Here is a 24,069-nt window from a genome sequence, read left to right on the forward strand (position 1 = left end):
CAGGGTGATGGTGCTCAACGGCCCGAACCTCGGCCGGCTGGGCAGCCGGGAGCCGGACGTCTACGGCGCCACCTCGTACGCCGGGCTGGTCGAGCGCTGCACCGCGCTGGGCAAGGAGTTCGGCTTCGAGGTCGAGGTACACGAGACCAACTCCGAGCAGCAGATGGTGGAGTGGCTGCACGAGGCGGCCGACGGGAAGGTGCCCGTGGTGATCAACCCGGGCGCGTTCACCCACTACTCGTACGCGATGCGGGACGCCGCGGCGCAGCGCACCGCACCGCTGATCGAGGTGCACATCTCCAACCCGTACGCGCGGGAGACCTTCCGGCACACCTCGGTGATCGCGGCGGTGGCCTCCGGCACCATCGCGGGGTTCGGGATCGGGTCGTACGAGCTGGCGCTGCGGGCGCTGGCGGAGCAGCTGACCTCGCGCTGACTGCTGGTCAGTGGCCCGGCGGCGGACTGTGCCCGCCGCCGGGCCGCCGTGTAGTGTCCCCGCTGAGAGGTGTCGGGAGGAGGTGCCGTGACGCAGTACGCCGGAGGTGGGCAGGTCCCGCCGCGTCCCGCCGCTCCGCCGGTGCCGCCGGGGGGCGGTACGGGGGTGTCCCCCTCGGGGGCGCCGGTTCCGCCGCCCTCGCCGCCGCCGCCGACGGTTCGGCCCGCGGTCGCTCCCGCCACCGGCCCGGGGCCGGCGCCGGCTGCTGCTCCGCCTGCGGCGCCCGTCCCGCCTGCGGCGCCCGCCCAGGCCCCGGCACCGACGCCCGCCCCGCCTGCGGCACCCGCCCAGGCTCAGGCCCCGGCCGCAGCGCCGCCGTCCGCGCCCAGCGCGCCCGTACCGGCCGGTGGCACCGGGCACTTCGTGCTGCCCGCCGGCACGCCCGTCCAGCTCCCCGCCCACCCGCCGCAACGGCACGCCCCCGCCGGGCCGATCGCCGTCCTGCTGATCGGACCGGCCGGGGCGGGCAAGACCACCGTCGCCCGGTACTGGGCCGAGCGCCGCGGGACCCCGACCGCGCACATCAGCCTGGACGACGTCCGGGAGTGGGTGCAGTCGGGCTTCGCCAACCCGCAGTCCGGCTGGAACAACGCCTCCGAGGCCCAGTACCGGCTGGCCCGTCGCACCTGCGGCTTCGCCTGCCGCAACTACCTGGCCAACGGCATCTCCTGCATCATCGACGACGCCGTCTTCCCGGATCGCCCGGCGATCGGTCTCGGCGGCTGGAAGCGGCACATCGGCCCGGGCATGATCCCGGTCGTGCTGCTGCCCAGCCTGGACTCGGTGCTGCGCCGCAACGCCCGCCGCAGCGGGACCAGGCGGCTCGGTGACGAGGAGGTGGCGCGCATCCACGGCCGGATGGCCGGCTGGTACAACTCCGGGCTGCCGATCATCGACAACTCCTATCTGGACGTCGCCGGTACGGCGGCCGAGCTGGACCGCGTCATCCTGGCCCGGCTGATGGGGATGCCGGTCCGCTGACCTGCGGATTCGTGGCCCTGTCGGTGGCGGCTGCGATGATGGAACGGTCCGCCAGAACCACCCGGGGAGTTGACGCCCGTGCCGGAAGGCCACATCATCCACCGCCTCGCCGGCCAGAACCGGAAGGCCTTCGGCGGCCGCCCGGTGCAGGTCTCCAGCCCCCAGGGCCGCTTCGCCGACGAGGCCAAGGCGATCGACGGGCAGCTGCTCACGGGCGCGGAGGCCACCGGCAAGCACCTCTTCCTCGGCTTCGAGGAGGGCGCCTGGGTGCACATCCACCTCGGCCTCTACGGCGGCTTCAGCTTCGGCACCGGCGCCGCCCCCGAGCCCGTCGGTCTGGTCCGGCTGCGGCTGGCCAACGACGAGGGCTACGCCGACCTGCGCGGCCCCAACACCTGCGCCCTGGTCACCGACGCCGAGAAGGCCGCCGTCGCCGCCCGCCTCGGCCCCGACCCGCTGCGGGCCGACGCCGACCCGGAGGCCGCCTGGCGCCGGATATCCGGCAGCCGGACGACGGTCGCCGCGCTGCTGATGGACCAGAAGGTGCTGGCCGGGGTGGGCAACGTCTACCGCGCCGAGGTGCTGTTCCGTCACCACGTCAACCCGCACCGGGCCGGCCGCGACCTCACCCGCGCCGAGTGGGACGCGATCTGGGCCGACCTGGTCGCCCTGATGCACGAGGGCGTCGCCGCCGGCCGGATCGACACCGTCCGTCCCGAGCACACCCCCGAGGCGATGGGCCGCCCGCCCCGGGTGGACGACCACGGCGGCGAGGTGTACGTCTACCGTCGCGCCGCGATGCCCTGCCTGGTCTGCGGCACCGAGGTACGGACGGAGGCGCACGCGGCGCGCAACCTGTTCTGGTGCCCGACCTGCCAGGCGGCCTGAGTCGCGTGAACTCGCGGCGCTCGCGGCCGAGTCGGCCCGGTCAGCCCGCGGCCGCGGCCGGCTCCTCGTGCTCGGCGGCGGCGCACTCGTCGAGGAGGGGGTGCAGGCCGTCGTCCACGAGCCGGTAGCGCACCACGCGTCCGTCCTTGTCACCGGTGACCACCCCCGCGGTGCGGAGCAGGCGCAGGGCCTGGGAGACGGCGGGGTCGCGCATGCCGGTGGCCACGGCCAGGTCGCTGACGGCGAGCGGGCCGGCCCGGTGGAGGGCGAGCAGCAGGGCGAGCCGTCCGGGGTCGGCGAGCAGGGAGAACCGCTCGGCCCAGGAGCGGACGTGCTCGGTGTCACCGATGGCTGCGATGGCTTCGCAGACCCGGTGGCCGTCGATGGTGCGGTGGCCCGCGCGGTCGGCCGGTACGAGATGCATGCGGACATTCTGGCAGCTCACGACCTGTGATCCTGGACACCTGCACAGGTGCGCAACCTTGCGAGGGTGAGGTCCTGCCCCTACGGTGTTCCCCGCCGTGGTGCTCGGGAAGACCGGTGACGGACCATCAACAGGTCCCAGTCCGGAGCGGCCCTCGCCACTGTGATCGGGGGGTAGTTGTCCGGACCCACGTGCCACTGGGCGCCTCGTGCGCCTGGGAAGGCGGGTCCGGAAGTCCCGTAAGCCAGGAGACCGGCCACGGCATCTCACGACGTCATTCCACGAGGTGCTGGAGCGTGATCCGAAGATGACCCTGCCCGAAACCGCCACACCCGCTGAGGCGGCCCCCTCCGTGCTGCCCACCTTCCGGTGGAAGCGCGAGGACACCATCCGTACCGCCGGGCTGATGGGGGTGATCCTGGCCATGCACGTGGTGGCGTTCGGGACGCTCGTCTTCCTGGTCGCCCCGCACGACTACGCCGTCGGCACCCAGGTCTTCGGGGTCGGCCTCGGCATCACCGCGTACACCCTGGGCATGCGGCACGCCTTCGACGCCGACCACATCGCGGTGATCGACAACACCACCCGCAAGCTGATGGCGGACGGCAAGCGGCCGGTCTCGGTGGGCTTCTGGTTCGCGCTCGGCCACTCCTCGATGGTGGTCGTCATGGCCGCCCTGGTGGCGGGCGGCGCCCAGCTGGCGAACACCCTGATGGACGACGACTCGGCCACCCACAAGTGGCTCGGGGTGGTCGGCACCACGGCCTCCGGCGCCTTCCTCTACCTGATCGGCGCGCTCAACCTGGCGGCGCTGCTCGGCATCCTCAAGGTGTTCCGCTCGATGCGGGCCGGGAGGTACGACGAGGCCGAGCTGGAGGAGCACCTCAACTCGCGCGGCTTCATGGCCAGGATCCTCAACCGGGCGACCCGCTCGATCACCCGGCCCGGGCAGATGTTCCCGGTCGGCATGGTGCTGGGCCTGGGCTTCGACACCGCGACCGAGGTGACGCTCATGGTGATGGCCGGTTCGGGCGCGGCGGCCGGGCTGCCCTGGTACGCGATCATCTGCCTGCCGCTGCTGTTCGCGGCGGGGATGAGCCTGTTCGACACCCTGGACGGGACGTTCATGAACTTCGCGTACCAGTGGGCCTTCTCCAACCCGGTGCGCAAGGTGTACTACAACCTGACCATCACCGGGCTGTCGATCGCGGTGGCCTTCATCATCGGCACCATCGAGCTGGTCGGCGTGCTGCACGAGAAGCTCGACCTGACCGACCCGGTGACCGGGTTCATCGCGGACATCTCGCTGGACAACGTCGGCTACGCGATCGCGGGGCTGTTCGTGGTGGTGTGGGCGATCGCCATCGCGTACTGGAAGCTGGCGGGCGTCGAGAAGCGCTGGACGCCCGCCGAACAGCCGAAGTAGCGGTCACGCCGCTCTTCGCGGGCGCTCGGCGGGCGGTTCCGGCCGGGGGTTCGTAGGCTCGACGCATGGTGGATGCGTACGCGGGGCGGCGGGAGCGGGTGAGGGCGCACTGCAGTGCGGCCGGGGCCGATGCGGCGCTGGTCACCCGGGCGGCGAACGTGCGGTACCTGACGGGCTGCGCGCCCTGCGGGGCGACGCTGCTGCTGACCCGGGAGCGGGCGCTGCTGTCGCTGCCGGACGACCTGCCGCCGGACGACTCGGGGGAGCACCTGATCGATCCGGAGGTCACCCAGGTGCCGGTGCCGACCGGGGCGGACACCGCGCTGGCGGCCGCTGCCGCGTCCGCACGGCTCGGGGTGCGGAACCTCGTGGTGGAGGAGCACGACCTGACCGTCACCCGGCACCGGGCGGTCGCGGAGGTGGCGGAGGGGGCCCGGCTGGGGGACCTCGGTCAGGTGGTGGAGCGGCTGCGGGTGGTGAAGGACGAGCACGAGATCGCCGACCTGCGGATCGCCGCCGAGATCGCCGACCAGGCGCTCGGCGAGCTGCTGGAGTCGATCCTGGTCGGCCGCACCGAACGGCACCTGGCGATGGAGCTGGAACGCCGGATGATCGACCACGGCGCCGACCGGGCCGCCTTCCCGGTCTCGGTCGGCACCGGCAGCCACTCCGGCCAGCCCGCCCACCAGCCGACCGACCGCCGGGTGGAGGAGGGTGACTTCCTCACCGTGGTGATGGGCGCCCAGTACCGGGGCTACCGGGTCTCGACCGCCCGGACCTTCGTGATCGGCGCCGCTCCCGCGCCCTGGCAGGTCGAGCTGCACCGGCTGGTCTTCCGCGCCCAGCGGGCCGGCCGGGAGGCGCTCGGCCCGGGCGTCGAGCAGTGCGTGCCCGACCGGGTGGCCCGGCAGGTCCTGGAGGCGGCCGGCCACTCCGAGGCCTCGCCGCACCCGGTGGGCCACGGCATCGGGCTGGAGATCCGGGAGGCGCCGCGTCTCGGTCCGTCGGACATGGGTAAACTGGACAGCCGCGTACCGGTCACCGTCGGTCCGGGGGTCCACCTCCCGGGCAAGGGCGGGGTCCGGATCGAGGACACGCTCGTCGTGCGCCCCCTCGAAGAGGGCGGGCCCGAGCTGCTCACCATCACCACCAAGGAGCTCCTCGCCCTGTGACGGCGGCCCCGAAGGCCGTCGACGGCAGGACGCGAAAACCTTGGTTCCTTGACAGCTATATCCAGGAGTAAGTGCGCCCGTGGCTTCCACGAACGATCTCAAGAACGGCATGGTCCTCAAGCTGGAGGGCGGCAAGCTCTGGTCCGTCGTCGAGTTCCAGCACGTCAAGCCCGGCAAGGGCCCGGCCTTCGTGCGTACGAAGCTCAAGGAGGTCCTGACGGGCAAGGTCGTCGACAAGACCTTCAACGCCGGCACCAAGGTCGAGACCGCCAACGTCGACAAGCGCGGCATGCAGTTCTCGTACAAGGACGGCGAGAACTTCGTGTTCATGGACATGGACACCTACGACCAGCTGACGGTCGAGCCGGCCGTCGTCGGCGACGCCGCCAAGTACCTGCTGGAGGGCTTCGAGGCCCTGGTCGCCACCAACGAGGGCGCCGTCCTGTACATCGAGCTCCCGGCCGCCGTCGAGCTGACCATCGAGCACACCGAGCCGGGCGTCCAGGGCGACCGCTCCACCGGTGGCACCAAGCCGGCCACCCTGGAGACCGGTGCCGAGATCCAGGTGCCGCTGTTCGTCGTCACTGGCGAGAAGGTCAAGGTCGACACCCGCGACGGCAGCTACCTCGGCCGGGTGAAGTAAGTCCGTGTCGGCCGCACGTAGCAAGGCCCGTACCCGGGCCTTCCAGATCCTCTTCGAGGCCGACCACCGCGGGGTCGACCCGCAGCAGGTCCTCGCCGACTGGGTGGCCCGCGCCCGCGAGCCGAAGCCCGACGAGGGCACCCCGCAGGTCGGCGAGTACACGATGGAGCTGATCGAGGGGTACGTCCAGCACGCCCGTCGCATCGACGACCTCATCGAGCAGTACGCGGTGGGCTGGACCCTCGACCGGATGCCGATCGTGGACCGCAACGTCCTGCGGCTCGGCGCCTACGAGCTGATCTGGGAGGACGGCGTCCCGGACGCGGTCGTCCTGGACGAGTCCGTCGAGATCGCCAAGGAGTTCTCCACGGACGACTCCCCGGCCTTCGTCAACGGCATGCTCGCCCGTTTCCTGGAGCTGAAGCCGAGCATCCGCCGGTAACGGTGACGCCCTGCGCAATGGCCGTCGGATCCGAGATCTCGGATCCGACGGCCATTCCGCGTTCCACGGGGCAGGCGTAGGGTGGGGGCCTACTCGCCAGTAACTTGAAGGGCAGGCACCCCCATGACCACCGCGACCCGCAGCGAGTTCGACCTGGGCATCGCCCTGACCGGACATCCCGAGGAGGCCGGCCGCTACGAGGCCGAGCTCGGCGCCGGCTGGCAGATCGGCGGCGGGGTCAACGGCGGACTGCTGCTCGCCGTGGCCGGACACGCGCTGTCGCTGGAGCACGGGCAGCACCCGGACCCGGTGTCGATCAGCGGTTACTACCTGTCCGCCTCCACCCCCGGCCCGGCCACCGTCCGCACCGAGGTGCTGCGCACCGGCCGCAGCCTGTCCACCGGCACCGCCTCGCTCAGCCAGGACGGTGTCGAACGCCTGCGCGTGGTGGCCAGCCACGGCGACCTCGGCGCCGTCGAGGGCGAGGTGCGCACCAGCGCCACCCCGCCGCAGCTGCCGCCGCCGGACCGGTGCATCGGCGTCGAGCACGCGCCCAAGCAGCTGATCGAGCAGGCCGCCCTGCTGGAGCGCTTCGACCTGCGGCTCGACCCGGCCACCGTCGGCTGGGCGCTCGGGCAGCCCTCCGGCCAGGGCCGGATCCAGGGCTGGTTCCGGCTCGCCGACGGCCGCGAGCCCGACCCGCTGCTGCTCCTGCTGGTCGCCGACGCGCTGCCGCCGGTCACCTTCGACCTCGGCCTGCCCGGCTGGGCCCCGACCATCGAGCTGACCGTCCACCTGCGGGCCAAGCCCGCCCCGGGCTGGCTGCGGGTCGTGCACTCCACCCGCAACCTGGCCGGCGGCTACTTCGAGGAGGACGCCGAGATCTGGGACGAGGCCGGCCGTCTGGTCGCCCAGTCCCGCCAGCTGGCCCGGGCGCCGCGCTAGGGCGTCTTCACCCGCACCGCAACGGTATTACCGGTGGTTACATTCCTGTGACACGCCGTACGTGTGCGACGCGCGGAACTGGGGAGTAACACGGTCAGCGGCGAGCCCCGCCGCTGACCGTCACCGCCGACGGCCGTCCGCCGACGCCAGGAGCCTCCGATGACCAGCCGCAAGGGCCGCGCCCGCCGCAACTCCGACTGCACCGCCGGTGGCCTGCGCCCCGCGCTGCGGGCGCCGCACCGGCCGCGACGGGACGAGGGGGCCGAGCAGGCGTTCGTCATCGGGGTGCTCACCAACGTGGCCGACTTCACGCGGGCCCGCGCCTGGGGGATCAGCGACGCGCCCGACTACGAGCGCTACCTCGCCGACACCGCCGAGCTGCTGGCCGACGCGCTGGAGCGCTTCGAGACCGTCCGGGCCCGGATGTTCCACCCGCAGGACTTCGAGGAGTTCTGCGTGCTGCACGGACTGGACCCGGCCGAGTCCGCCGCCCGCGACCGCTACCTGGTCAACCCGCCGCTGCAGACGCAGCTGCTGGCCTATCAGGGCGAGGAGCTGGCCGGGGACTTCGTGCCGAGGCTGGTCCGGGCCCGGGAGAACGGGCTGACGCTCCGCCACGCCGACCTGCTGCTGGACGGCGCGCTGCTCGGCGGCGCGGACCGGGCGGAGGCGGACGAGGAGCACGCGCGCTGGGTGCGCGCCGCCCACCAGCGCGGGAGCGAGGTGTTCCGCCGGATGCTGGTCGGCGCGGGCGCCGGGGTGTACGAGCTGCGGCTGCGGGTGGAGGCGCCGGGCGGGCGGCTGACCGCGGCGGCCCGGGTGCTCCAGTGGGAGGACGGCGTGGTGCGGATCAACGACGAGGAGCTGGAGCTGGTCTGCGCGGTGCTGTGCGCCGGGCTGGCGCTGGAGCTGCCGGCCGTCGCGGTGCTGCACGGCTCCCAGGGCTCGGCGGCCTCCTGCGGGGAGTACCTGCCGGCCGCCTGGGCCTGGTCGAGCGGCGGTCCGGACTGGGCGCCGGCCGCCCGTCCGGTGCGGCTGGACGGCGTGGCGGCGCAGCCGGGCTACAGCCTGGGCACGGTCTGCTGAACCCGCCCGGTTCGGGAAACGCCGCGGCGCGGCCCCGGAGTCCGGGACCGCGCCGTGACGTTTCTGCCTGCTGTTGCTGGTCGGCGAGCCTCAGCTCGCGTCCTCCTCGCGCACCGCGCGGCGCGCGTCGGGGTTGAGCACTCCCCAGGAGATCAGCTGCTCGGTGAGGATCGACGGCGACTGGTCGTAGATCACGGCCAAAGTGCGCAGGTCGTCCTGGCGGATCGAGAGGACCTTGCCGTTGTAGTCGCCGCGCTGGCTCTGGATGGTCGCCGCGTAGCGCTGCAGCGGGCCGGCCTTCTCGGACGGGACCTGGGTCAGTCTCTCCAGGTCGAGGACCAGGCGCGGCGGCGGCTCGGCCGCGCCGCCCGGGGTACCGCCGGGCAGGAGCTCCTGCACCGGAACGCCGTAGAACTCGGCGAGCTCGGCCAGCCGCTGCACGGTGACCGCACGGTCGCCGCGCTCGTACGAGCCGACGACGACTGCCTTCCAGCGCCCCTGGGACTTCTCCTCGACACCGTGCAGGGAGAGCCCCTGCTGAGTGCGGATCGCTCGGAGCTTGCCTCCGAGCTGCTTCGCGTAGTCGCTGGACATTGATCTCCCCGGACGAGATTGCTTCGCGTTCAGTGGTGGGTCACGGGCGATTGCCGACGTCGCTACCGGTGGGTTCGACGCCAGTCTCGTAACTCACTGTGAGGTTACGTAGAGTAAGGTAGTTGCGTCAAGCCGAATGGGGCAGCCGTGCGAATGGCCCGCATCGGCGGCGCGTCCGGGGCGTTAACCGGGCGAAGCGGAATGATGGACGTCCGTTTGCCACTCCGGGGCGCTGGTAGGATGACCCGAAGCCCGCGCCCGGTCGGCGGGGGCAGATTCCCAGACATCCTTTAAGGCCCGTCCCGTGAGGCGGGGAAGGAGGTCCGCTTCGGCATGACCACACACCAGGAACCGACGCCGCGGCCGCCGCACCAGGTGCTGGACGGCACGGACATCACCCGGGTCATCACCCGGATAGCGCACGAGATCGTCGAGCGCGCCAAGGGCGCCGAGGACGTCGTGCTGCTCGGCATCCACACCAGGGGCGTCCACCTCTCCCGCCGCCTGCACGACAGGCTGGCCCAGATCACCGGGAGCGAGATCCCGCTGGGCACCCTGGACATCACCATGTACCGGGACGACCTGCGGCTGAAGCCCGCCCGGGCCCTGGAGCACACCGAGATCCCGCCCGGCGGCATCGACGGCAAGCTCGTCATCCTCGTCGACGACGTGCTCTTCTCCGGCCGCACCATCCGCGCCGCGCTCGACGCGCTGAACGACATCGGCCGACCGCGCGCCGTGCAGCTCGCCGTCCTGGTCGACCGCGGCCACCGTGAGCTGCCGATCCGGGCCGACTACGTGGGCAAGAACCTCCCCACCTCGCTGCGCGAGGCCGTGCAGGTCCGCCTCTCCGACACCGACGGCGTGGACGCCGTCCTGGTCGGCGACCGCGACTACACCGCCCGCAGCTCGCAGGCCCTGGCCTCCCAGCCCACCGAACCGCACCTCCCGGAGTAACCCGCGTGAAGCGCCACCTCGTCTCCGCCGCCGATCTCAGCCGCGACGACGCGCTGCTGATCCTGGACACCGCCGAGGAGCTGGCCCAGCTCTCCGGCCGGGCCGTCAAGAAGCTGCCCACGCTGCGCGGCCGCACCGTCGTCAACCTGTTCTTCGAGGACTCCACCCGCACCAAGACCTCCTTCGAGGTCGCCGAGAAGCGGCTGTCCGCGGACGTCATCAACTTCTCCGCCAAGGGCTCGTCGGTCTCCAAGGGCGAGAGCCTCAAGGACACCGCGCTGACCCTCCAGGCGATGGGGGCCGACGCCGTCGTCATCCGCCACCACGCCTCGGGCGCGCCGGCCCGGCTGGCCCAGTCCGACTGGCTGCACGGCAGCGTGATCAACGCCGGTGACGGCACCCACGAACACCCCACCCAGGCGCTGCTCGACGCCTTCACCATGCGCCGCCACCTCAACGCCGGGCTCGGCAACGACCTGGCAGGCCGCCGGGTGACCATCGTCGGGGACGTCCTGCACAGCCGGGTCGCCCGCTCCAACGTGCACCTGCTGACCACCCTCGGCGCCCAGGTGACCTTCGTCGCCCCGCCGACCCTGCTGCCGATCGGCATCGACAACTGGCCCTGCGAGGTCAGTTACGACCTGGACGGCGTGCTGCCCAAGACCGACGCGCTGATGATGCTGCGGGTGCAGCGCGAGCGGATGAACGCCGCGTTCTTCCCGACCGAGCGCGAGTACAGCCGCCGCTACGGGATGAACGGCATCCGGATGGCCCAGCTGCCCGAGCACGCCATCGTGATGCACCCCGGCCCGATGGTCCGCGGCATGGAGATCACCGCCGAGGTCGCCGACTCGCCGCGCTGCACCGTGGTCGAGCAGGTCGCCAACGGCGTCTCCGTCCGGATGGCCGTCCTGTACCTGCTGCTCGGCGGAGCCACCCTCGCCGACGCCCCCCGCACCGACTCCGTGGAGACCGTCCAGTGAACGAGCGCAGCGAGCGAACCGACAACATGGTCAGCTACCTGATCCGCAACGCCAAGATCCTGGGCGGCGCCCCGCAGGACCTCCACCTCGCCGACGGCGTGATCCGGGCGATCGGCACCGGCCTGGCGGTCGAGGCCGACATCGAGATCGACGCCTCCGGCATGATCGTGCTGCCCGGTCTGGTCGACCTGCACACCCACCTGCGCGAGCCCGGCCGCGAGGACGCCGAGACCGTGCTCACCGGCACCCAGGCCGCCGCGATGGGCGGCTTCACCGCCGTGCACGCGATGGCCAACACCACTCCGGTGGCCGACACCGCCGGCGTGGTCGAGCAGGTCTGGCGGCTCGGCCAGGAGGCCGGCTACTGCGACGTGCAGCCGGTCGGCGCCGTCACCGTCGGCCTGGAGGGCAAGAAGCTCGCCGAGCTCGGCGCGATGCACGAGTCCGCCGCGAACGTCCGGGTCTTCTCCGACGACGGCAAGTGCGTGGACGACGCGGTGCTGATGCGCCGCGCCCTGGAGTACGTCAAGGCCTTCGACGGCGTCGTCGCCCAGCACGCCCAGGAGCCGCGGCTGACCGAGGGCGCCCAGATGAACGAGGGCCAGGTCTCCGGCGAGCTCGGGCTCGGCGGCTGGCCGGCCGTCGCCGAGGAGTCGATCATCGCCCGCGACGTGCTGCTCGCCGCGCACGTCGGCTCCCGGCTGCACGTCTGCCACCTCTCCACCGCCGGTTCGGTCGAGATCGTCCGCTGGGCCAAGTCCAAGGGCTGGGACGTCACCGCCGAGGTCACCCCGCACCACCTGCTGCTGACCGACGAGATGGTCCGCTCCTACGACCCGGTGTACAAGGTGAACCCGCCGCTGCGCACCGCCGAGGACGTCCAGGCGCTGCGCAAGGCGCTCGCCGACGGCACCATCGACGCCGTCGCCACCGACCACGCGCCGCACCCGGACGAGGACAAGGACTGCGAGTGGGCCGTGGCCGCGATGGGCATGGTCGGCCTGGAGACCGCGCTGTCGGTCGTGCAGCAGACCATGGTCGACACCGGCCTGCTGAACTGGGAGGGCGTCGCGGACCGGATGTCCCACCGCCCGGCCCGGATCGGCCGTCTCACCGGCCACGGCCGGCCGATCTCGGTGGGTGAGCCTGCCAACCTGGTGCTCTTCGATCCCGCGTACCGTGGTGCCGTGAACCCCGACAGCTTCGCCACCCGCAGCCGCAACACCCCCTACAAGGGCATGGACCTGCCCGGACGGGTGCACGCCACCTTCCTGCGCGGCCGCGCCACCGTGCTGGCCGGCGAGCTGGCCGAGCAGGGCGGCCTGGAGTGATGGACCACGCCGCACTCGCCAGGGAGCAGGCGAAGGTCACCAACTGGCCGGGTTACATCGGCTGGTCGATCGGGCTGCTGATCGTCATCGGCCTGGTCTACTGGCTGATGCGCCAGGGCTGGAACTGGCGGCGCACCCTGCAGTCCGGGATCCCGCCGCTGCCCGCCGTGCCGGCCCGCGCCGGCCGGACCATCCTGGAGACCAGCGGGCGCTACCACGGCACCACCACCGCCGGGAACTGGCTCGACCGGGTCGTCGCGCACGGCCTGGGCACCCGCAGCCGGGCCGACCTCACCCTCGGCGAGGACGGCCTGCTGGTGCAGCGCCCCGGCGACGTCGACTTCTGGATCCCCGCCGAGCACCTGACCGGTGCCCGAACGGACTCCGGGATCGCCGGCAAGGTCGTCCCCTCCGGGCTGCTCGTCGTCAGCTGGACGCACGAGGGCACCGAACTGGACTCCGGCTTCCGGGCCGACCACCCCGATGAGCACACCGCCTGGGTCGAGGCGATCGCCCAGCTCGCAACACGTACGAAGACGAAGAAGACGGAAGAGGCCGCGCAATGACCGCACCTGCCCCCACCACGCAGCGCCAACGGCGGGAGCGCATCCCGGCCGTGCTCGTCCTGGAGGACGGCCGGACCTTCGGCGGCCAGGCCTACGGCGCGACCGGCGAGACCTTCGGCGAGGCGGTCTTCAACACCGGCATGTCCGGCTACCAGGAGACCCTGACCGACCCGTCGTACCACCGCCAGGTGGTCGTGATGACCGCCCCGCAGATCGGCAACACGGGCTGGAACGACGAGGACGACGAGTCCAAGCAGATCTGGGTCGCCGGCTACGTCGTGCGCGACCCCGCCCGGGTGGCGTCCAACTGGCGCTCCCGCCGCTCGCTGGACGAGGAACTCGCCCGCCAGGGCATCGTCGGCATCAGCGGCATCGACACCCGCGCGCTGACCCGCCACCTGCGCGAGCGCGGCGCGATGCGCTGCGGCATCTTCTCCGGCGAGGCGCTGGCCGACCCGGCCGCCCTGCTCGCCCGGGTGCAGCAGTCGCCCGAGATGAAGGGCGCCGACCTGTGCGCCGAGGTGGCCACCACCGAGCCGTACGTCGTCCCCGCCGTCGGTGAGAAGAGGTTCACCGTCGCCGCGCTGGACCTCGGCATCAAGGCGATGACCCCGCAGCGGATGGCCGAGCGCGGCATCGAGGTGCACGTGCTGCCGGCCAACTCCACCCTGGAGGACGTCTACGCGGTCAACCCCGACGGCGTCTTCTTCTCCAACGGCCCGGGCGACCCGGCCACCGCCGACCACCAGGTCGCCCTCGCGCAGGGCGTGCTGGAGCGGAAGACCCCGTTCTTCGGGATCTGCTTCGGCAACCAGATCCTCGGCCGCGCCCTGGGCTTCGGCACCTACAAGCTCAAGTACGGCCACCGCGGCATCAACCAGCCGGTGCAGGACCGCACCACCGGCAAGGTCGAGGTGACCGCCCACAACCACGGCTTCGCCGTGAACGCACCGCTGGACCAGGTGAGCGACACCCCCTACGGGCGGGTCGAGGTCTCCCACGTCTGCCTCAACGACGACGTGGTCGAGGGCCTCCAGGCGCTCGACGTGCCCGCCTTCAGCGTGCAGTACCACCCCGAAGCGGCCGCCGGCCCGCACGACGCCGCCTACCTGTTCGACCGCTTCGTGAAGCTCATGGAGGGCCAGCGTGCCTAAGCGCACTGACATCAAGTCCGTCCTGGTGATCGGCTCCGGCCCGATCGTCATCGGCCAGGCCGCCGAGTTCGACTACTCCGGCACCCAGGCCTGCCGCGTCCTCAAGGCCGAGGGCCTGCGGGTCGTGCTGGTCAACTCCAACCCGGCCACGATCATGACCGACCCGGAGATCGCCGACGCCACCTACGTCGAGCCGATCACCCCCGAGTTCGTCGAGAGGATCATCGCCAAGGAGCGCCCCGACGCGCTGCTGCCCACCCTGGGCGGCCAGACCGCGCTGAACACCGCGATCTCGCTGCACGAGGCGGGCACGCTGGAGAAGTACGGCGTCGAGCTGATCGGCGCCGACGTCGTGGCGATCAACAAGGGCGAGGACCGCGACCTGTTCAAGGGCGTCGTCGAGGCCGTCAAGGCCAAGATCGGGTACGGCGAGTCCGCCCGCTCGGTCATCTGCCACACCATGGACGAGGTGCTGGCCGGCGTCGACGAGCTCGGCGGCTACCCGGTCGTGGTGCGCCCCTCCTTCACCATGGGCGGCGCCGGCTCCGGCTTCGCCCACAACGAGGAGGACCTGCGCCGCATCGCCGGCCAGGGCCTGGCCCTCTCGCCGACCACCGAGGTGCTCCTGGAGGAGTCCATCCTCGGCTGGAAGGAGTACGAGCTGGAGCTGATGCGCGACAAGAACGACAACGTCGTGGTCGTCTGCTCCATCGAGAACTTCGACCCGATGGGCGTGCACACCGGTGACTCGATCACCGTCGCCCCGGCGATGACGCTCACCGACCGCGAGTACCAGATCCTGCGCGACATCGGCATCGCCGTCATCCGCGAGGTCGGCGTCGACACCGGCGGCTGCAACATCCAGTTCGCCGTCAACCCCGACGACGGCCGGGTCATCGTCATCGAGATGAACCCGCGCGTCTCCCGCTCCTCGGCGCTCGCCTCCAAGGCCACCGGCTTCCCGATCGCCAAGATCGCCGCCAAGCTGGCCGTCGGCTACACCCTGGACGAGATCCCCAACGACATCACCGAGGAGACCCCGGCCTCCTTCGAGCCGACCCTCGACTACGTCGTGGTCAAGGTGCCGCGGTTCGCGTTCGAGAAGTTCCCGAGCGCCGACGCGACGCTGACCACCACCATGAAGTCCGTCGGCGAGGGCATGGCGCTCGGCCGCAACTTCCCCGAGGCGCTGCAGAAGGCGCTGCGCTCGCTGGAGAAGAAGGGCTCCCAGTTCAGCTGGACCGGCCCGCTGGGCGACAAGTCCGAGCTGCTGGCCAAGGCGGTCGTGCCGACCGACGGCCGGATCAACACCGTGATGGACGCCATCCGGGCCGGCGCCACCCCGGAGGAGGTGTTCGAGGCCACCAGGATCGACCCGTGGTTCGTCGACCAGCTCTTCCTGCTGGACGAGATCGCCGTCGAGCTGGCCGAGGCCGCCGAGCTCACCCCCGAGCTGCTGCGCCACGCCAAGCGGCACGGCTTCTCCGACCAGCAGATCGGCGAGATCCGCGGCCTGAAGCCGGACGTCGTCCGCGAGGTGCGCCACGCGCTCGGCATCCGCCCGGTGTTCAAGACCGTGGACACCTGCGCCGCCGAGTTCGCCGCCAAGACCCCGTACTTCTACTCCTCGTACGACGAGGAGAGCGAGGTCGCCCCGCGCACCAAGCCGGCCGTGATCATCCTCGGCTCGGGTCCGAACCGCATCGGCCAGGGCATCGAGTTCGACTACTCCTGCGTGCACGCCTCCTTCGCGCTGGCCGACGCCGGGTACGAGACCGTCATGGTCAACTGCAACCCGGAGACCGTCTCCACCGACTACGACACCTCCGACCGGCTCTACTTCGAGCCGCTCACGCTGGAGGACGTGCTGGAGATCGTCCACGCCGAGCAGCAGGCCGGTCCGCTGGCCGGTGTGATCGTCCAGCTCGGCGGCCAGACCCCGCTGGGCCTGGCCCAGGCGCTCAAGGACAACGGCGTGCCGATCGTCGGCACCCAGCCCGAGGCGATCGACCTCGCCGAGGAGCGCGGCGCCTTCGGCCGCGTGCTGCGCGACGCCGGTCTGCCCGCCCCCAAGCACGGCACCGCCTTCTCCTTCGAGGAGGCCAAGGCGATCGCCGACGAGATCGGCTACCCGGTCCTCGCCCGCCCGTCCTACGTGCTCGGCGGCCGCGGCATGGAGATCGTCTACGACGAGGCCTCGCTCGCCTCCTACCTGGAGCGGCACGCCGGTCTGATCTCCGAGCACCCGGTGCTGATCGACCGCTTCCTCGACGACGCGGTGGAGATCGACGTCGACGCGCTCTACGACGGCACCGAGCTCTACCTCGGCGGCGTCATGGAGCACATCGAGGAGGCCGGCATCCACTCCGGCGACTCCGCCTGCGCGCTGCCCCCGATCACCCTCGGCGGCTACGACATCAAGCGCCTGCGCACCTCCACCGAGGCCATCGCGCGCGGTGTCGGCGTCCGCGGCCTGATCAACATCCAGTTCGCGCTGGCCGGGGACATCCTCTACGTGCTGGAGGCCAACCCGCGCGCCTCCCGCACCGTCCCGTTCACCTCCAAGGCGACGGCCGTGCCGCTGGCCAAGGCCGCCGCCCGGATCTCGCTCGGCGCCACCATCGCCGAGCTGCGCGCCGAGGGCCTGCTCCCGGCCGAGGGCGACGGCGGCACGCTGCCGGCCGACGCCCCGATCGCGGTCAAGGAGGCCGTGATGCCGTGGAGCCGCTTCCGCGACATCCACGGCCGCGGCGTGGACACCGTGCTCGGCCCGGAGATGCGCTCGACCGGCGAGGTCATGGGCATCGACAAGGTCTTCGGCACGGCGTACGCCAAGGCGCAGGCCGGCGCGTACGGCGCGCTGCCGACCCGGGGCAAGGTCTTCGTCTCGGTCGCCAACCGGGACAAGCGCAACCTGCTCTTCCCGGCCCGGGCGCTGGTCAACCTCGGCTTCGAGGTGCTCGCCACCGCCGGCACCGCCGAGGTGCTGCACCGCGGCGGCATCCCGTCCACGCTGGTGCGCAAGCACAGCGAGGGGGAGGGCCCGAACGGCGAGAAGACCATCGTCCAGCTGATCCACGACGGCGAGGTCGACCTGATCATCAACACGCCGTACGGCACCGGTGGCCGCCTCGACGGCTACGAGATCCGCACCGCCGCGGTCTCCCGCGGGGTGCCGTGCCTGACCACCGTCCAGGCGATGGGCGCGGCGGTCCAGGGCATGGACGCGCTGCTGCGCGACGAGGTCGGAGTGATGTCGCTCCAGGAGCACGCCGAGCTGATCAACGCCGGCCGCAAGTAGCACCACCGCAGTGGGGGGCACCGGAGTCGAATTGGTGCCCCCCACTCGTATGCCCGAGTACGGTTCTCGCTGCGGGAGTTGACCCCCCTTTGTACAAGCTTCTGTTCGACCTCCTCTTCAAGAAGATGGACCCCGAGAAGGCCCACCACCTGGCCTTCTTCTGGATCCGCCTCGCCTCCTCCGTCCCCGGCCTGCGCACCCTGGTGCGGCTGGTCCTCGCCCCGCGCGACCGGGCGCTGCGGACCCGGGCCCTCGGCCTGGACCTGCCCGGCCCGTTCGGCCTCGCGGCCGGCTTCGACAAGAACGGCGTCGGCATCGACGGCCTGGCGATGCTCGGCTTCGACTACGTCGAGATCGGCACCGTCACCGGCGAGCCCCAGCCCGGCAACCCGGCGCCCCGGCTGTTCCGCCTGGTCGAGGACCGCGCGCTGATCAACCGGATGGGCTTCAACAACCAGGGCTCGGCCCGGGTCGCCGCCCGGCTGGCCGCCCGTCCGCACACCAGCTCCACCCCGGTGATCGGCGTCAACATCGGCAAGACCAAGGTGGTCGAGGAGGCCGACGCCGTCGCCGACTACGTCAAGTCGACCGAGCGGCTGGCCAAGTACGCCGACTACCTGGTGGTCAACGTCAGTTCGCCGAACACCCCCGGGCTGCGCAACCTCCAGGCCGTCGACCACCTGCGCCCGCTGCTCGCCGCGGTGCGCGAGGCCGCCGACCGCACCACCGCGCACCGCGTGCCGCTGCTGGTCAAGATCGCCCCCGACCTGGCCGACGAGGACGTCGACGCGGTCGCCGACCTCGCCCTGGAGCTGGGCCTGGACGGCATCATCGCCACCAACACCACGATCGGGCGGGAGGGCCTGCGGGCCGACGCGAAGCGGGTCGAGGAGATCGGTATGGGCGGCCTGTCCGGCGCCCCGCTGAAGGCCCGGGCCCTGGAGGTGCTGCAGCGGCTGCGCGCCCGTACCGGGGGCCGGCTGACGCTGGTCTCGGTCGGCGGCGTGGAGACCGCCGAGGACGCCTGGCAGCGGATCATCCACGGTGCCGACCTCGTGCAGGGCTACAGCGCCTTCATCTACGAGGGGCCGTTCTGGTGCCGCCGGATCCACAAGGGCCTGTCGGCCCGGATCCGCGCCGCCGGCTTCCGCGACCTCGCGGCGGCCGTCGGCAGCGCCGTCCGCGGCGCCTGAGCGCCGCGCGTACCCCCTGAACGCCCGCACGCCGGCGGGCCGCCCCCCGGCCCCCGGATCGCTTGCATGACCCTCGGATCGCCCGCATGACCCTCGGAAAGGACGACATGACCCTCGCCCCGTTCGGCACCCGGCTTCGCCAGGCCCTCGACACCCGTGGCCAGCTCTGCGTCGGCATCGACCCGCACGCCTCCCTGCTCTCCGCCTGGGGCCTCGGCGACGACCTCGCCGGGCTGGAGACCTTCAGCCGGACCGTGGTGGAGGCGCTGGCCGACCGGGTCGCCGTGCTGAAGCCGCAGGCCGCCTTCTTCGAGCGCTTCGGCAGCAAGGGCGTCGCGGTGCTGGAGAAGAGCGTCGAGGAGGCCCGGGCGGCCGGCGCGCTCGTCCTGATGGACGCCAAGCGCGGCGACATCGGCTCCACCATGGCCGCCTACGCCGAGGCCTTCCTGTCGCCCGGCAGCCCGCTGTTCTCGGACGCCGTCACGGTCAGCCCGTACCTGGGCTTCGGCTCGCTGCGCCCGGCGCTGGACCTGGCCCGCGAGCAGGGCTGCGGGGTGTTCGCGCTGGCGCTCACCTCCAACCCGGAGGGCGCCGAGGTGCAGCGGGCCGTCGGCGCGGACGGTGAGCCGGTCGCGGCGTCGGTGCTGCGGCAGTTGGCGGCCGAGAACGCGGACGCGGCGCCGCTGGGCTCCTTCGGCGCGGTGGTCGGCGCGACGCTGGCCGACGCGGGCGTGGACCTGGCCATCAACGGCCCGCTGCTGGCCCCCGGGATCGGCGCCCAGGGCGCGACCATGGCGGACCTGCCGCGGGTGTTCGGGGCCTCGGTGGTCAACGTGGTGCCGAGCGTCAGCCGCGACGTGCTCAAGCACGGTCCGTCGGTCCCGGCCCTGCGGGAGGCGGCGGAGCGCTTCGTCGGGGAGTTCGCGGACGCCGTCAAGTAGCGGAAGGCATCCGGCCGGTAGCCGTCCGGTGACCGTGCGCAGTGTCCGCAGGACGGCGGCGCGGCACCGGAGTTGACGTGAGCGCCGTCACATCGACCCCGCCAAAGTTTCGCAATCGTGGTCATTTTGCCCTGGAAAGTCCTGGTCGGCCTTGGCTGACCAGGACTTTTCGTGTTCTTTTCCTGACGTGGCGCCGCAATGCGGGTAGTGTCCGGCGATAGGTCATCGGCGAGCCGCGAACCCGTAGCTCCCGCAGGTCAGGGCCCTGTGGTTCTCCATTGGGCTCCTCTTGCGGACGGTGTCCTAGGTACCGAACCAGTCATAGCTCAATCCCTTCCTTCCACACCCTGAGGTGAACGGCGTGGCTCTTCCGCCCCTTACCCCTGAACAGCGCACCGCCGCGCTCGCCAAGGCCGCCGAGGCTCGCCGGGAGCGCGCCGAGGTCAAGAACCGGCTCAAGCACTCCGGCGCCTCCCTGCACGAGGTGATCAAGGCCGGCAAGAACGACAACGACGTCATCGGCAAGATGAAGGTGTCGGCCCTGCTGGAGTCCCTTCCGGGCGTCGGCAAGGTCCGTGCCAAGCAGATCATGGAGCGCCTCGGCATCAGCGAGAGCCGCCGCGTCCGCGGTCTCGGCACGAACCAGATCGCCTCCCTGGAGAGGGAGTTCGGCGGTGGCGCCGCCTGACCGTGCCCCCGTGGTCCCGGGATCGTCCGCGATCCGGGATAATCGGTGCATGAGTGAGCGTCCGCGGCTGACCGTGCTCTCCGGCCCCTCGGGGGTCGGCAAGAGCACGGTCGTCGCTCATATGAGGAAGATGTACCCCGAGGTCTGGCTCTCGGTGTCGGCCACGACCCGGCACCCGAGGCCCGGCGAGAAGAACGGGGTCCAGTACCACTTCGTCGACAACGACGAGTTCGACAAGCTGGTCGCCAACGGCGAGCTGCTGGAATGGGCCGAGTTCGCCGGGAACCGCTACGGCACCCCGCGCGCGGCCGTGCTGGAGAAGCTGGAGCGCGGCGAGCCCGTCCTGCTGGAGATCGATCTGCAGGGCGCCCGTCAGGTGCGCGCGTCGATGCCGGAGGCCCAGCTGGTCTTCCTCGCCCCGCCGAGCTGGGACGAGCTGGTCCGCCGGCTGACCGGCCGGGGCACCGAGCCGCAGGACGTGATCGAGCGGCGGCTGGAGGCGGCCAAGGTCGAGCTCGCGGCCGAGACCGAGTTCGACACGACCCTTGTCAACACCTCCGTCGAGCAGGTAGCGGCCGAACTGCTAGCCTTGCTCGGTGTAGCCTGACCTGTCAGTCTTTTCCACCCTTTCGGAAGGTTTTCGCGTGTCCTCTTCCATGACCGCGCCCGAGGGCATCATCAACCCGCCGATCGACGAGCTGCTTGAGGCCACCGACTCGAAGTACAGCCTCGTGATCTACGCCGCCAAGCGCGCGCGCCAGATCAACGCGTACTACTCCCAGCTCGGCGAGGGCCTGCTGGAGTACGTCGGCCCGCTGGTCGACACCCACGTGCACGAGAAGCCGCTGTCGATCGCGCTGCGCGAGATCAACGCGGGCATGCTGACCGCCGAGGCGGTCGAGGCTGCCTGAGGCAGACCCGTACCTTCACCGGAGGGCCCGGCGGAAACGATTCCGCCGGGCCCTCCGGTGTTTGCTGTTGCGGGCACCTGCCCGCGGGTGTCCGGCGAGGGTGCCCGGCGAGGGTGTTCGCTTGTGAGGTGGGGCACCGTGCGGGCGGTGGCTGAGGGGCCGTAGGGTGGGCGGGTTCCCCGGGATGGCCAGGTTCCCGGCGGTGATCAGGTTTCCGATGCGGAGAGAGGCCGGTACATGAGCGCGAGTGCGGACGCCCCCCGCGTGGTCCTCGGCGTCAGCGGCGGGATCGCCGCCTACAAGGCGTGCGAGCTGTTGCGCCGGTTCACCGAGTCCGGCCACCAGGTCACCGTGGTGCCGACCGCGGCGGCGCTGCACTTCGTCGGCGAGGCCACCTGGGCGGCGCTGTCCGGCCGCCCGGCCGCGACCGAGACCTGGGAGGACGTGCACGAGGTCCCGCACGTGCGGATCGGTCGGCACGCCGACCTGGTGGTGGTCGCCCCCGCCACCGCGGACCTGATGGCCAAGGCCGCCCACGGGCTCGCCGACGACCTGCTGACCAACACCCTGCTCACGGCCGGCTGCCCGGTCGTCCTGGCGCCCGCGATGCACACCGAGATGTGGGAGCACCCGGCCACCCGGGAGAACGTGGCCACGCTGCGCCGCCGGGGCGTGATCGTCCTGGAGCCGGCCGTCGGGCGGCTCACCGGCAAGGACACCGGCAAGGGCCGGCTGCCGGACCCCGCCGCGATCTTCGACGCCTGCCGGGCCGTGCTGCGCCGTGGCGGTGCGGTGCCGACCGACCTGGCCGGCCGGCACGTGGTGGTCTCGGCCGGCGGCACCCGGGAGCCGCTGGACCCGGTGCGCTTCCTCGGCAACCGCTCCTCCGGCAAGCAGGGTTACGCGCTCGCCGTGACCGCCGCGGCGCGCGGGGCGAGGGTGACCCTGGTCTCGGCCAACGCCGAGCTGCCCGACCCGGCCGGGGTGGACGTGGTGCACGTCTCGACCGCGCTGGAGCTGCGCGAGGCGGCGCTGAAGGCGGCCGAGGACGCGGACGCCGTGGTGATGGCCGCGGCGGTGGCGGACTTCCGGCCCGCCGAGTACGCGACCGGCAAGATCAAGAAGGTCGATGGCGTCGAGCCGTCGCCCGTCGCGCTGGTCCGCAACCCGGACGTGCTGGCCGAGCTGTCGGCGCACCGCCCCCGTTCGGGTCAACTCGTGGTGGGTTTCGCGGCGGAGACCGACGACGTGCTCGCCAACGGTCGCGCCAAGCTCGCGCGCAAGGGCTGCGACCTGCTGGTGGTCAACGAGGTCGGCAACGGCAAGGCCTTCGGCCAGGACGTCAACGAGGCCGTGGTGCTTGGCTCGGACGGCAGCGAGACCGCCGTACCGGTGGGCCCGAAGGAGGCGCTCGCGGACGTCGTCTGGGATCTGGTCGCAAAGCGGCTGGAACCGGGGCGGAACTGATCGAGTTCCGATCGAGAACGTTCTTGATTTCCTGAAGCGGGTGACGTTCGACAGAACCAGCCGGTTAGACTCCAGGAATCAAGTCTTTCCGGATGTCCCCGGTTCGCCGGGGGCCTTCAGTCAGCAGCCGCTGCAACCCCAGGGAGCGCTGTGTCTCGCCGCCTGTTCACCTCGGAGTCCGTGACCGAGGGACACCCCGACAAGATCGCTGACCAGATCAGCGACACCATCCTTGACGCTCTCCTGCGGGAGGACCCGACGTCCCGGGTCGCCGTGGAGACGCTCATCACGACCGGCCAGGTGCACGTGGCCGGCGAGGTGACCACCAAGGCGTACGCGCCGATCGCCCAGCTCGTCCGGGACAAGATCCTGGAGATCGGTTACGACAGCTCCAAGAAGGGCTTCGACGGCGCCTCCTGCGGCGTCTCGGTGTCCATCGGTGCCCAGTCGCCCGACATCGCGCAGGGTGTCGACACCGCGTACGAGGCCCGGGTCGAGGGTGATGAGGACGACCTGGACAAGCAGGGTGCCGGCGACCAGGGCCTGATGTTCGGCTACGCGTCCGACGAGACGCCCGAGCTGATGCCGCTGCCGATCACCCTGGCGCACCGCCTCTCCCGCCGCCTCACCGAGGTCCGCAAGAACGGGACCATCCCGTACCTGCGCCCCGACGGCAAGACCCAGGTCACCATCGAGTACGACGGCGACAAGGCCGTCCGCCTCGACACGGTGGTCGTCTCCACCCAGCACGCCAGCGACATCGACCTGGAGTCGCTGCTCACCCCGGACATCCGCGAGTTCGTCGTGGAGCCGGAGCTGAAGGCACTGGCCGAGCAGGGCATCAAGCTGACCACCGACGGCTACCGCCTGCTGGTCAACCCGACCGGCCGCTTCGAGATCGGCGGCCCCATGGGCGACGCCGGCCTCACCGGCCGCAAGATCATCATCGACACCTACGGCGGCATGGCCCGTCACGGTGGCGGTGCCTTCTCGGGCAAGGACCCGTCCAAGGTGGACCGCTCGGCCGCGTACGCGATGCGCTGGGTGGCGAAGAACATCGTCGCCGCCGGCCTCGCCGCCCGCGCCGAGGTGCAGGTCGCGTACGCGATCGGCAAGGCCGAGCCGGTCGGCCTGTTCGTGGAGACCTTCGGCACCGAGACCGTGCCGGTCCTCACCATCCAGAAGGCCGTCTCCGAGGTCTTCGACCTGCGTCCGGCCGCGATCATCCGCGACCTGGACCTGCTGCGGCCCATCTACTCCCAGACCGCCGCGTACGGCCACTTCGGCCGTGAGCTGCCGGACTTCACCTGGGAGCGCACCGACCGGGTCGAGCAGCTGAAGGCTGCCGTCCAGGACTGACCTGGTGTACGGAGCGGCGGCCCCCCCCCCCTGGGGGGGGGGGGGGCGCCCCGCCTTTGTGGGGGGGGGGGGGTTTACGGGGGGTTGGTGGGGGGGGAGTTGCGCACCGGGGGGGACGGGG

General features: G+C 71.8%; 24 protein-coding genes and 1 riboswitch. Of the genes, 22 read left to right on the forward strand and 2 right to left on the reverse strand.

Annotated elements, in window-relative coordinates; translation table 11 throughout:
- The first annotated feature begins 7 nt into the window (after window positions 1-7).
- The 3 genes from aroQ to ACIRVF_RS13405 all read left to right on the forward strand — a co-directional run bounded on the left by aroQ (window position 8) and on the right by ACIRVF_RS13405 (window position 2,365).
- The gene (aroQ, locus tag ACIRVF_RS13395; RefSeq protein ID WP_380421788.1) at window positions 8-436 is read left to right on the forward strand and encodes a type II 3-dehydroquinate dehydratase; all 429 of its coding nucleotides are present in this window, start codon (window positions 8-10) and stop codon (window positions 434-436) included.
- 141 nt (window positions 437-577) lie between these two features.
- Window positions 578-1,477, forward strand: a complete 900-nt coding sequence (locus ACIRVF_RS13400) for an AAA family ATPase (protein WP_402816839.1) — start codon at window positions 578-580, stop codon at window positions 1,475-1,477.
- A gap of 78 nt (window positions 1,478-1,555) precedes the next feature.
- Window positions 1,556-2,365, forward strand: coding sequence for an Fpg/Nei family DNA glycosylase (locus tag ACIRVF_RS13405; RefSeq protein ID WP_402816416.1), 810 nt, complete (start codon window positions 1,556-1,558; stop codon window positions 2,363-2,365).
- Window positions 2,366-2,405: 40 nt separating this feature from the next.
- Here ACIRVF_RS13405 and ACIRVF_RS13410 read toward each other — a convergent pair whose 3' ends face one another.
- Window positions 2,406-2,789, reverse strand: a complete 384-nt coding sequence (locus ACIRVF_RS13410) for an ArsR/SmtB family transcription factor (protein ID WP_402816417.1) — start codon at window positions 2,787-2,789, stop codon at window positions 2,406-2,408.
- Window positions 2,790-2,870: 81 nt separating this feature from the next.
- Window positions 2,871-3,065, forward strand: a riboswitch (cobalamin riboswitch).
- Between the two features lie 31 nt (window positions 3,066-3,096).
- Here ACIRVF_RS13410 and ACIRVF_RS13415 point away from each other — a divergent pair.
- From ACIRVF_RS13415 to ACIRVF_RS13440, 6 genes are all read left to right on the forward strand, one after another.
- On the forward strand, window positions 3,097-4,215 hold the full coding sequence (locus ACIRVF_RS13415; RefSeq protein ID WP_402816418.1) for a HoxN/HupN/NixA family nickel/cobalt transporter: 1,119 nt from the start codon (window positions 3,097-3,099) through the stop codon (window positions 4,213-4,215).
- Between the two features lie 65 nt (window positions 4,216-4,280).
- Entirely contained in the window at window positions 4,281-5,387 is a 1,107-nt protein-coding gene (locus ACIRVF_RS13420) for a M24 family metallopeptidase (protein WP_402816419.1), read from the forward strand.
- Between the two features lie 79 nt (window positions 5,388-5,466).
- Window positions 5,467-6,030 carry an elongation factor P gene (gene efp / locus ACIRVF_RS13425; protein ID WP_045692866.1) on the forward strand — a complete coding sequence of 188 codons (564 nt, stop codon included), beginning with the start codon at window positions 5,467-5,469 and terminating at the stop codon, window positions 6,028-6,030.
- A 4-nt stretch (window positions 6,031-6,034) separates the two neighbouring features.
- A complete protein-coding gene (nusB, locus tag ACIRVF_RS13430; protein ID WP_350508646.1) occupies window positions 6,035-6,472 on the forward strand; it encodes a transcription antitermination factor NusB in 438 nt (145 codons plus the stop codon).
- Between the two features lie 123 nt (window positions 6,473-6,595).
- On the forward strand, window positions 6,596-7,417 hold the full coding sequence (locus tag ACIRVF_RS13435) for a thioesterase family protein (protein ID WP_402816420.1): 822 nt from the start codon (window positions 6,596-6,598) through the stop codon (window positions 7,415-7,417).
- A gap of 159 nt (window positions 7,418-7,576) precedes the next feature.
- The gene (locus ACIRVF_RS13440; RefSeq protein WP_402816421.1) at window positions 7,577-8,503 is read left to right on the forward strand and encodes a hypothetical protein; all 927 of its coding nucleotides are present in this window, start codon (window positions 7,577-7,579) and stop codon (window positions 8,501-8,503) included.
- A 90-nt stretch (window positions 8,504-8,593) separates the two neighbouring features.
- Here ACIRVF_RS13440 and ACIRVF_RS13445 read toward each other — a convergent pair whose 3' ends face one another.
- Complete coding sequence (locus ACIRVF_RS13445; protein WP_030056198.1) at window positions 8,594-9,097, reverse strand: transcriptional regulator; 504 nt, start codon at window positions 9,095-9,097, stop codon at window positions 8,594-8,596.
- Window positions 9,098-9,430: 333 nt separating this feature from the next.
- Here ACIRVF_RS13445 and pyrR point away from each other — a divergent pair, with 333 nt between their 5' ends.
- From pyrR to metK, 13 genes are all read left to right on the forward strand, one after another.
- Window positions 9,431-10,054 (forward strand): bifunctional pyr operon transcriptional regulator/uracil phosphoribosyltransferase PyrR, encoded by a 624-nt coding sequence (gene pyrR, locus ACIRVF_RS13450; protein ID WP_402816422.1) that lies wholly within the window; start codon window positions 9,431-9,433, stop codon window positions 10,052-10,054.
- A 5-nt stretch (window positions 10,055-10,059) separates the two neighbouring features.
- Window positions 10,060-11,037, forward strand: a complete 978-nt coding sequence (locus tag ACIRVF_RS13455; protein WP_402816423.1) for an aspartate carbamoyltransferase catalytic subunit — start codon at window positions 10,060-10,062, stop codon at window positions 11,035-11,037.
- Window positions 11,038-11,063: 26 nt separating this feature from the next.
- A complete protein-coding gene (locus ACIRVF_RS13460; RefSeq protein ID WP_402816841.1) occupies window positions 11,064-12,368 on the forward strand; it encodes a dihydroorotase in 1,305 nt (434 codons plus the stop codon).
- Window positions 12,368-12,934 (forward strand): hypothetical protein, encoded by a 567-nt coding sequence (locus ACIRVF_RS13465; RefSeq protein WP_402816424.1) that lies wholly within the window; start codon window positions 12,368-12,370, stop codon window positions 12,932-12,934. Before ACIRVF_RS13460 ends, ACIRVF_RS13465 begins: the two co-directional genes overlap by 1 nt.
- Window positions 12,931-14,088: a glutamine-hydrolyzing carbamoyl-phosphate synthase small subunit gene (gene carA / locus ACIRVF_RS13470; protein WP_402816425.1), complete on the forward strand. Its 1,158-nt coding sequence runs from the start codon at window positions 12,931-12,933 to the stop codon at window positions 14,086-14,088. The genes ACIRVF_RS13465 and carA overlap by 4 nt, the downstream gene beginning before the upstream one ends.
- On the forward strand, window positions 14,081-17,389 hold the full coding sequence (gene carB, locus ACIRVF_RS13475; RefSeq protein ID WP_402816426.1) for a carbamoyl-phosphate synthase large subunit: 3,309 nt from the start codon (window positions 14,081-14,083) through the stop codon (window positions 17,387-17,389). The genes carA and carB overlap by 8 nt, the downstream gene beginning before the upstream one ends.
- An 89-nt stretch (window positions 17,390-17,478) precedes the next feature.
- Window positions 17,479-18,582, forward strand: coding sequence for a quinone-dependent dihydroorotate dehydrogenase (locus tag ACIRVF_RS13480; protein WP_402816427.1), 1,104 nt, complete (start codon window positions 17,479-17,481; stop codon window positions 18,580-18,582).
- A gap of 107 nt (window positions 18,583-18,689) precedes the next feature.
- A complete protein-coding gene (pyrF, locus tag ACIRVF_RS13485; RefSeq protein WP_402816843.1) occupies window positions 18,690-19,523 on the forward strand; it encodes an orotidine-5'-phosphate decarboxylase in 834 nt (277 codons plus the stop codon).
- 361 nt (window positions 19,524-19,884) lie between these two features.
- On the forward strand, window positions 19,885-20,211 hold the full coding sequence (gene mihF, locus ACIRVF_RS13490; RefSeq protein WP_030290269.1) for an integration host factor, actinobacterial type: 327 nt from the start codon (window positions 19,885-19,887) through the stop codon (window positions 20,209-20,211).
- Between the two features lie 49 nt (window positions 20,212-20,260).
- Entirely contained in the window at window positions 20,261-20,818 is a 558-nt protein-coding gene (gene gmk / locus ACIRVF_RS13495; RefSeq protein WP_402816428.1) for a guanylate kinase, read from the forward strand.
- A gap of 37 nt (window positions 20,819-20,855) precedes the next feature.
- Complete coding sequence (rpoZ, locus tag ACIRVF_RS13500; protein ID WP_030056185.1) at window positions 20,856-21,122, forward strand: DNA-directed RNA polymerase subunit omega; 267 nt, start codon at window positions 20,856-20,858, stop codon at window positions 21,120-21,122.
- Between the two features lie 237 nt (window positions 21,123-21,359).
- The gene (gene coaBC, locus ACIRVF_RS13505; protein WP_402816429.1) at window positions 21,360-22,589 is read left to right on the forward strand and encodes a bifunctional phosphopantothenoylcysteine decarboxylase/phosphopantothenate--cysteine ligase CoaBC; all 1,230 of its coding nucleotides are present in this window, start codon (window positions 21,360-21,362) and stop codon (window positions 22,587-22,589) included.
- Window positions 22,590-22,739: 150 nt separating this feature from the next.
- A complete protein-coding gene (gene metK / locus ACIRVF_RS13510) occupies window positions 22,740-23,948 on the forward strand; it encodes a methionine adenosyltransferase (protein WP_402816430.1) in 1,209 nt (402 codons plus the stop codon).
- The last annotated feature ends 121 nt before the right edge of the window (window positions 23,949-24,069 follow it).

The sequence above is a fragment of the Kitasatospora sp. NPDC101157 genome, from assembly GCF_044768255.1.
Lineage (GTDB): Bacteria > Actinomycetota > Actinomycetes > Streptomycetales > Streptomycetaceae > Kitasatospora.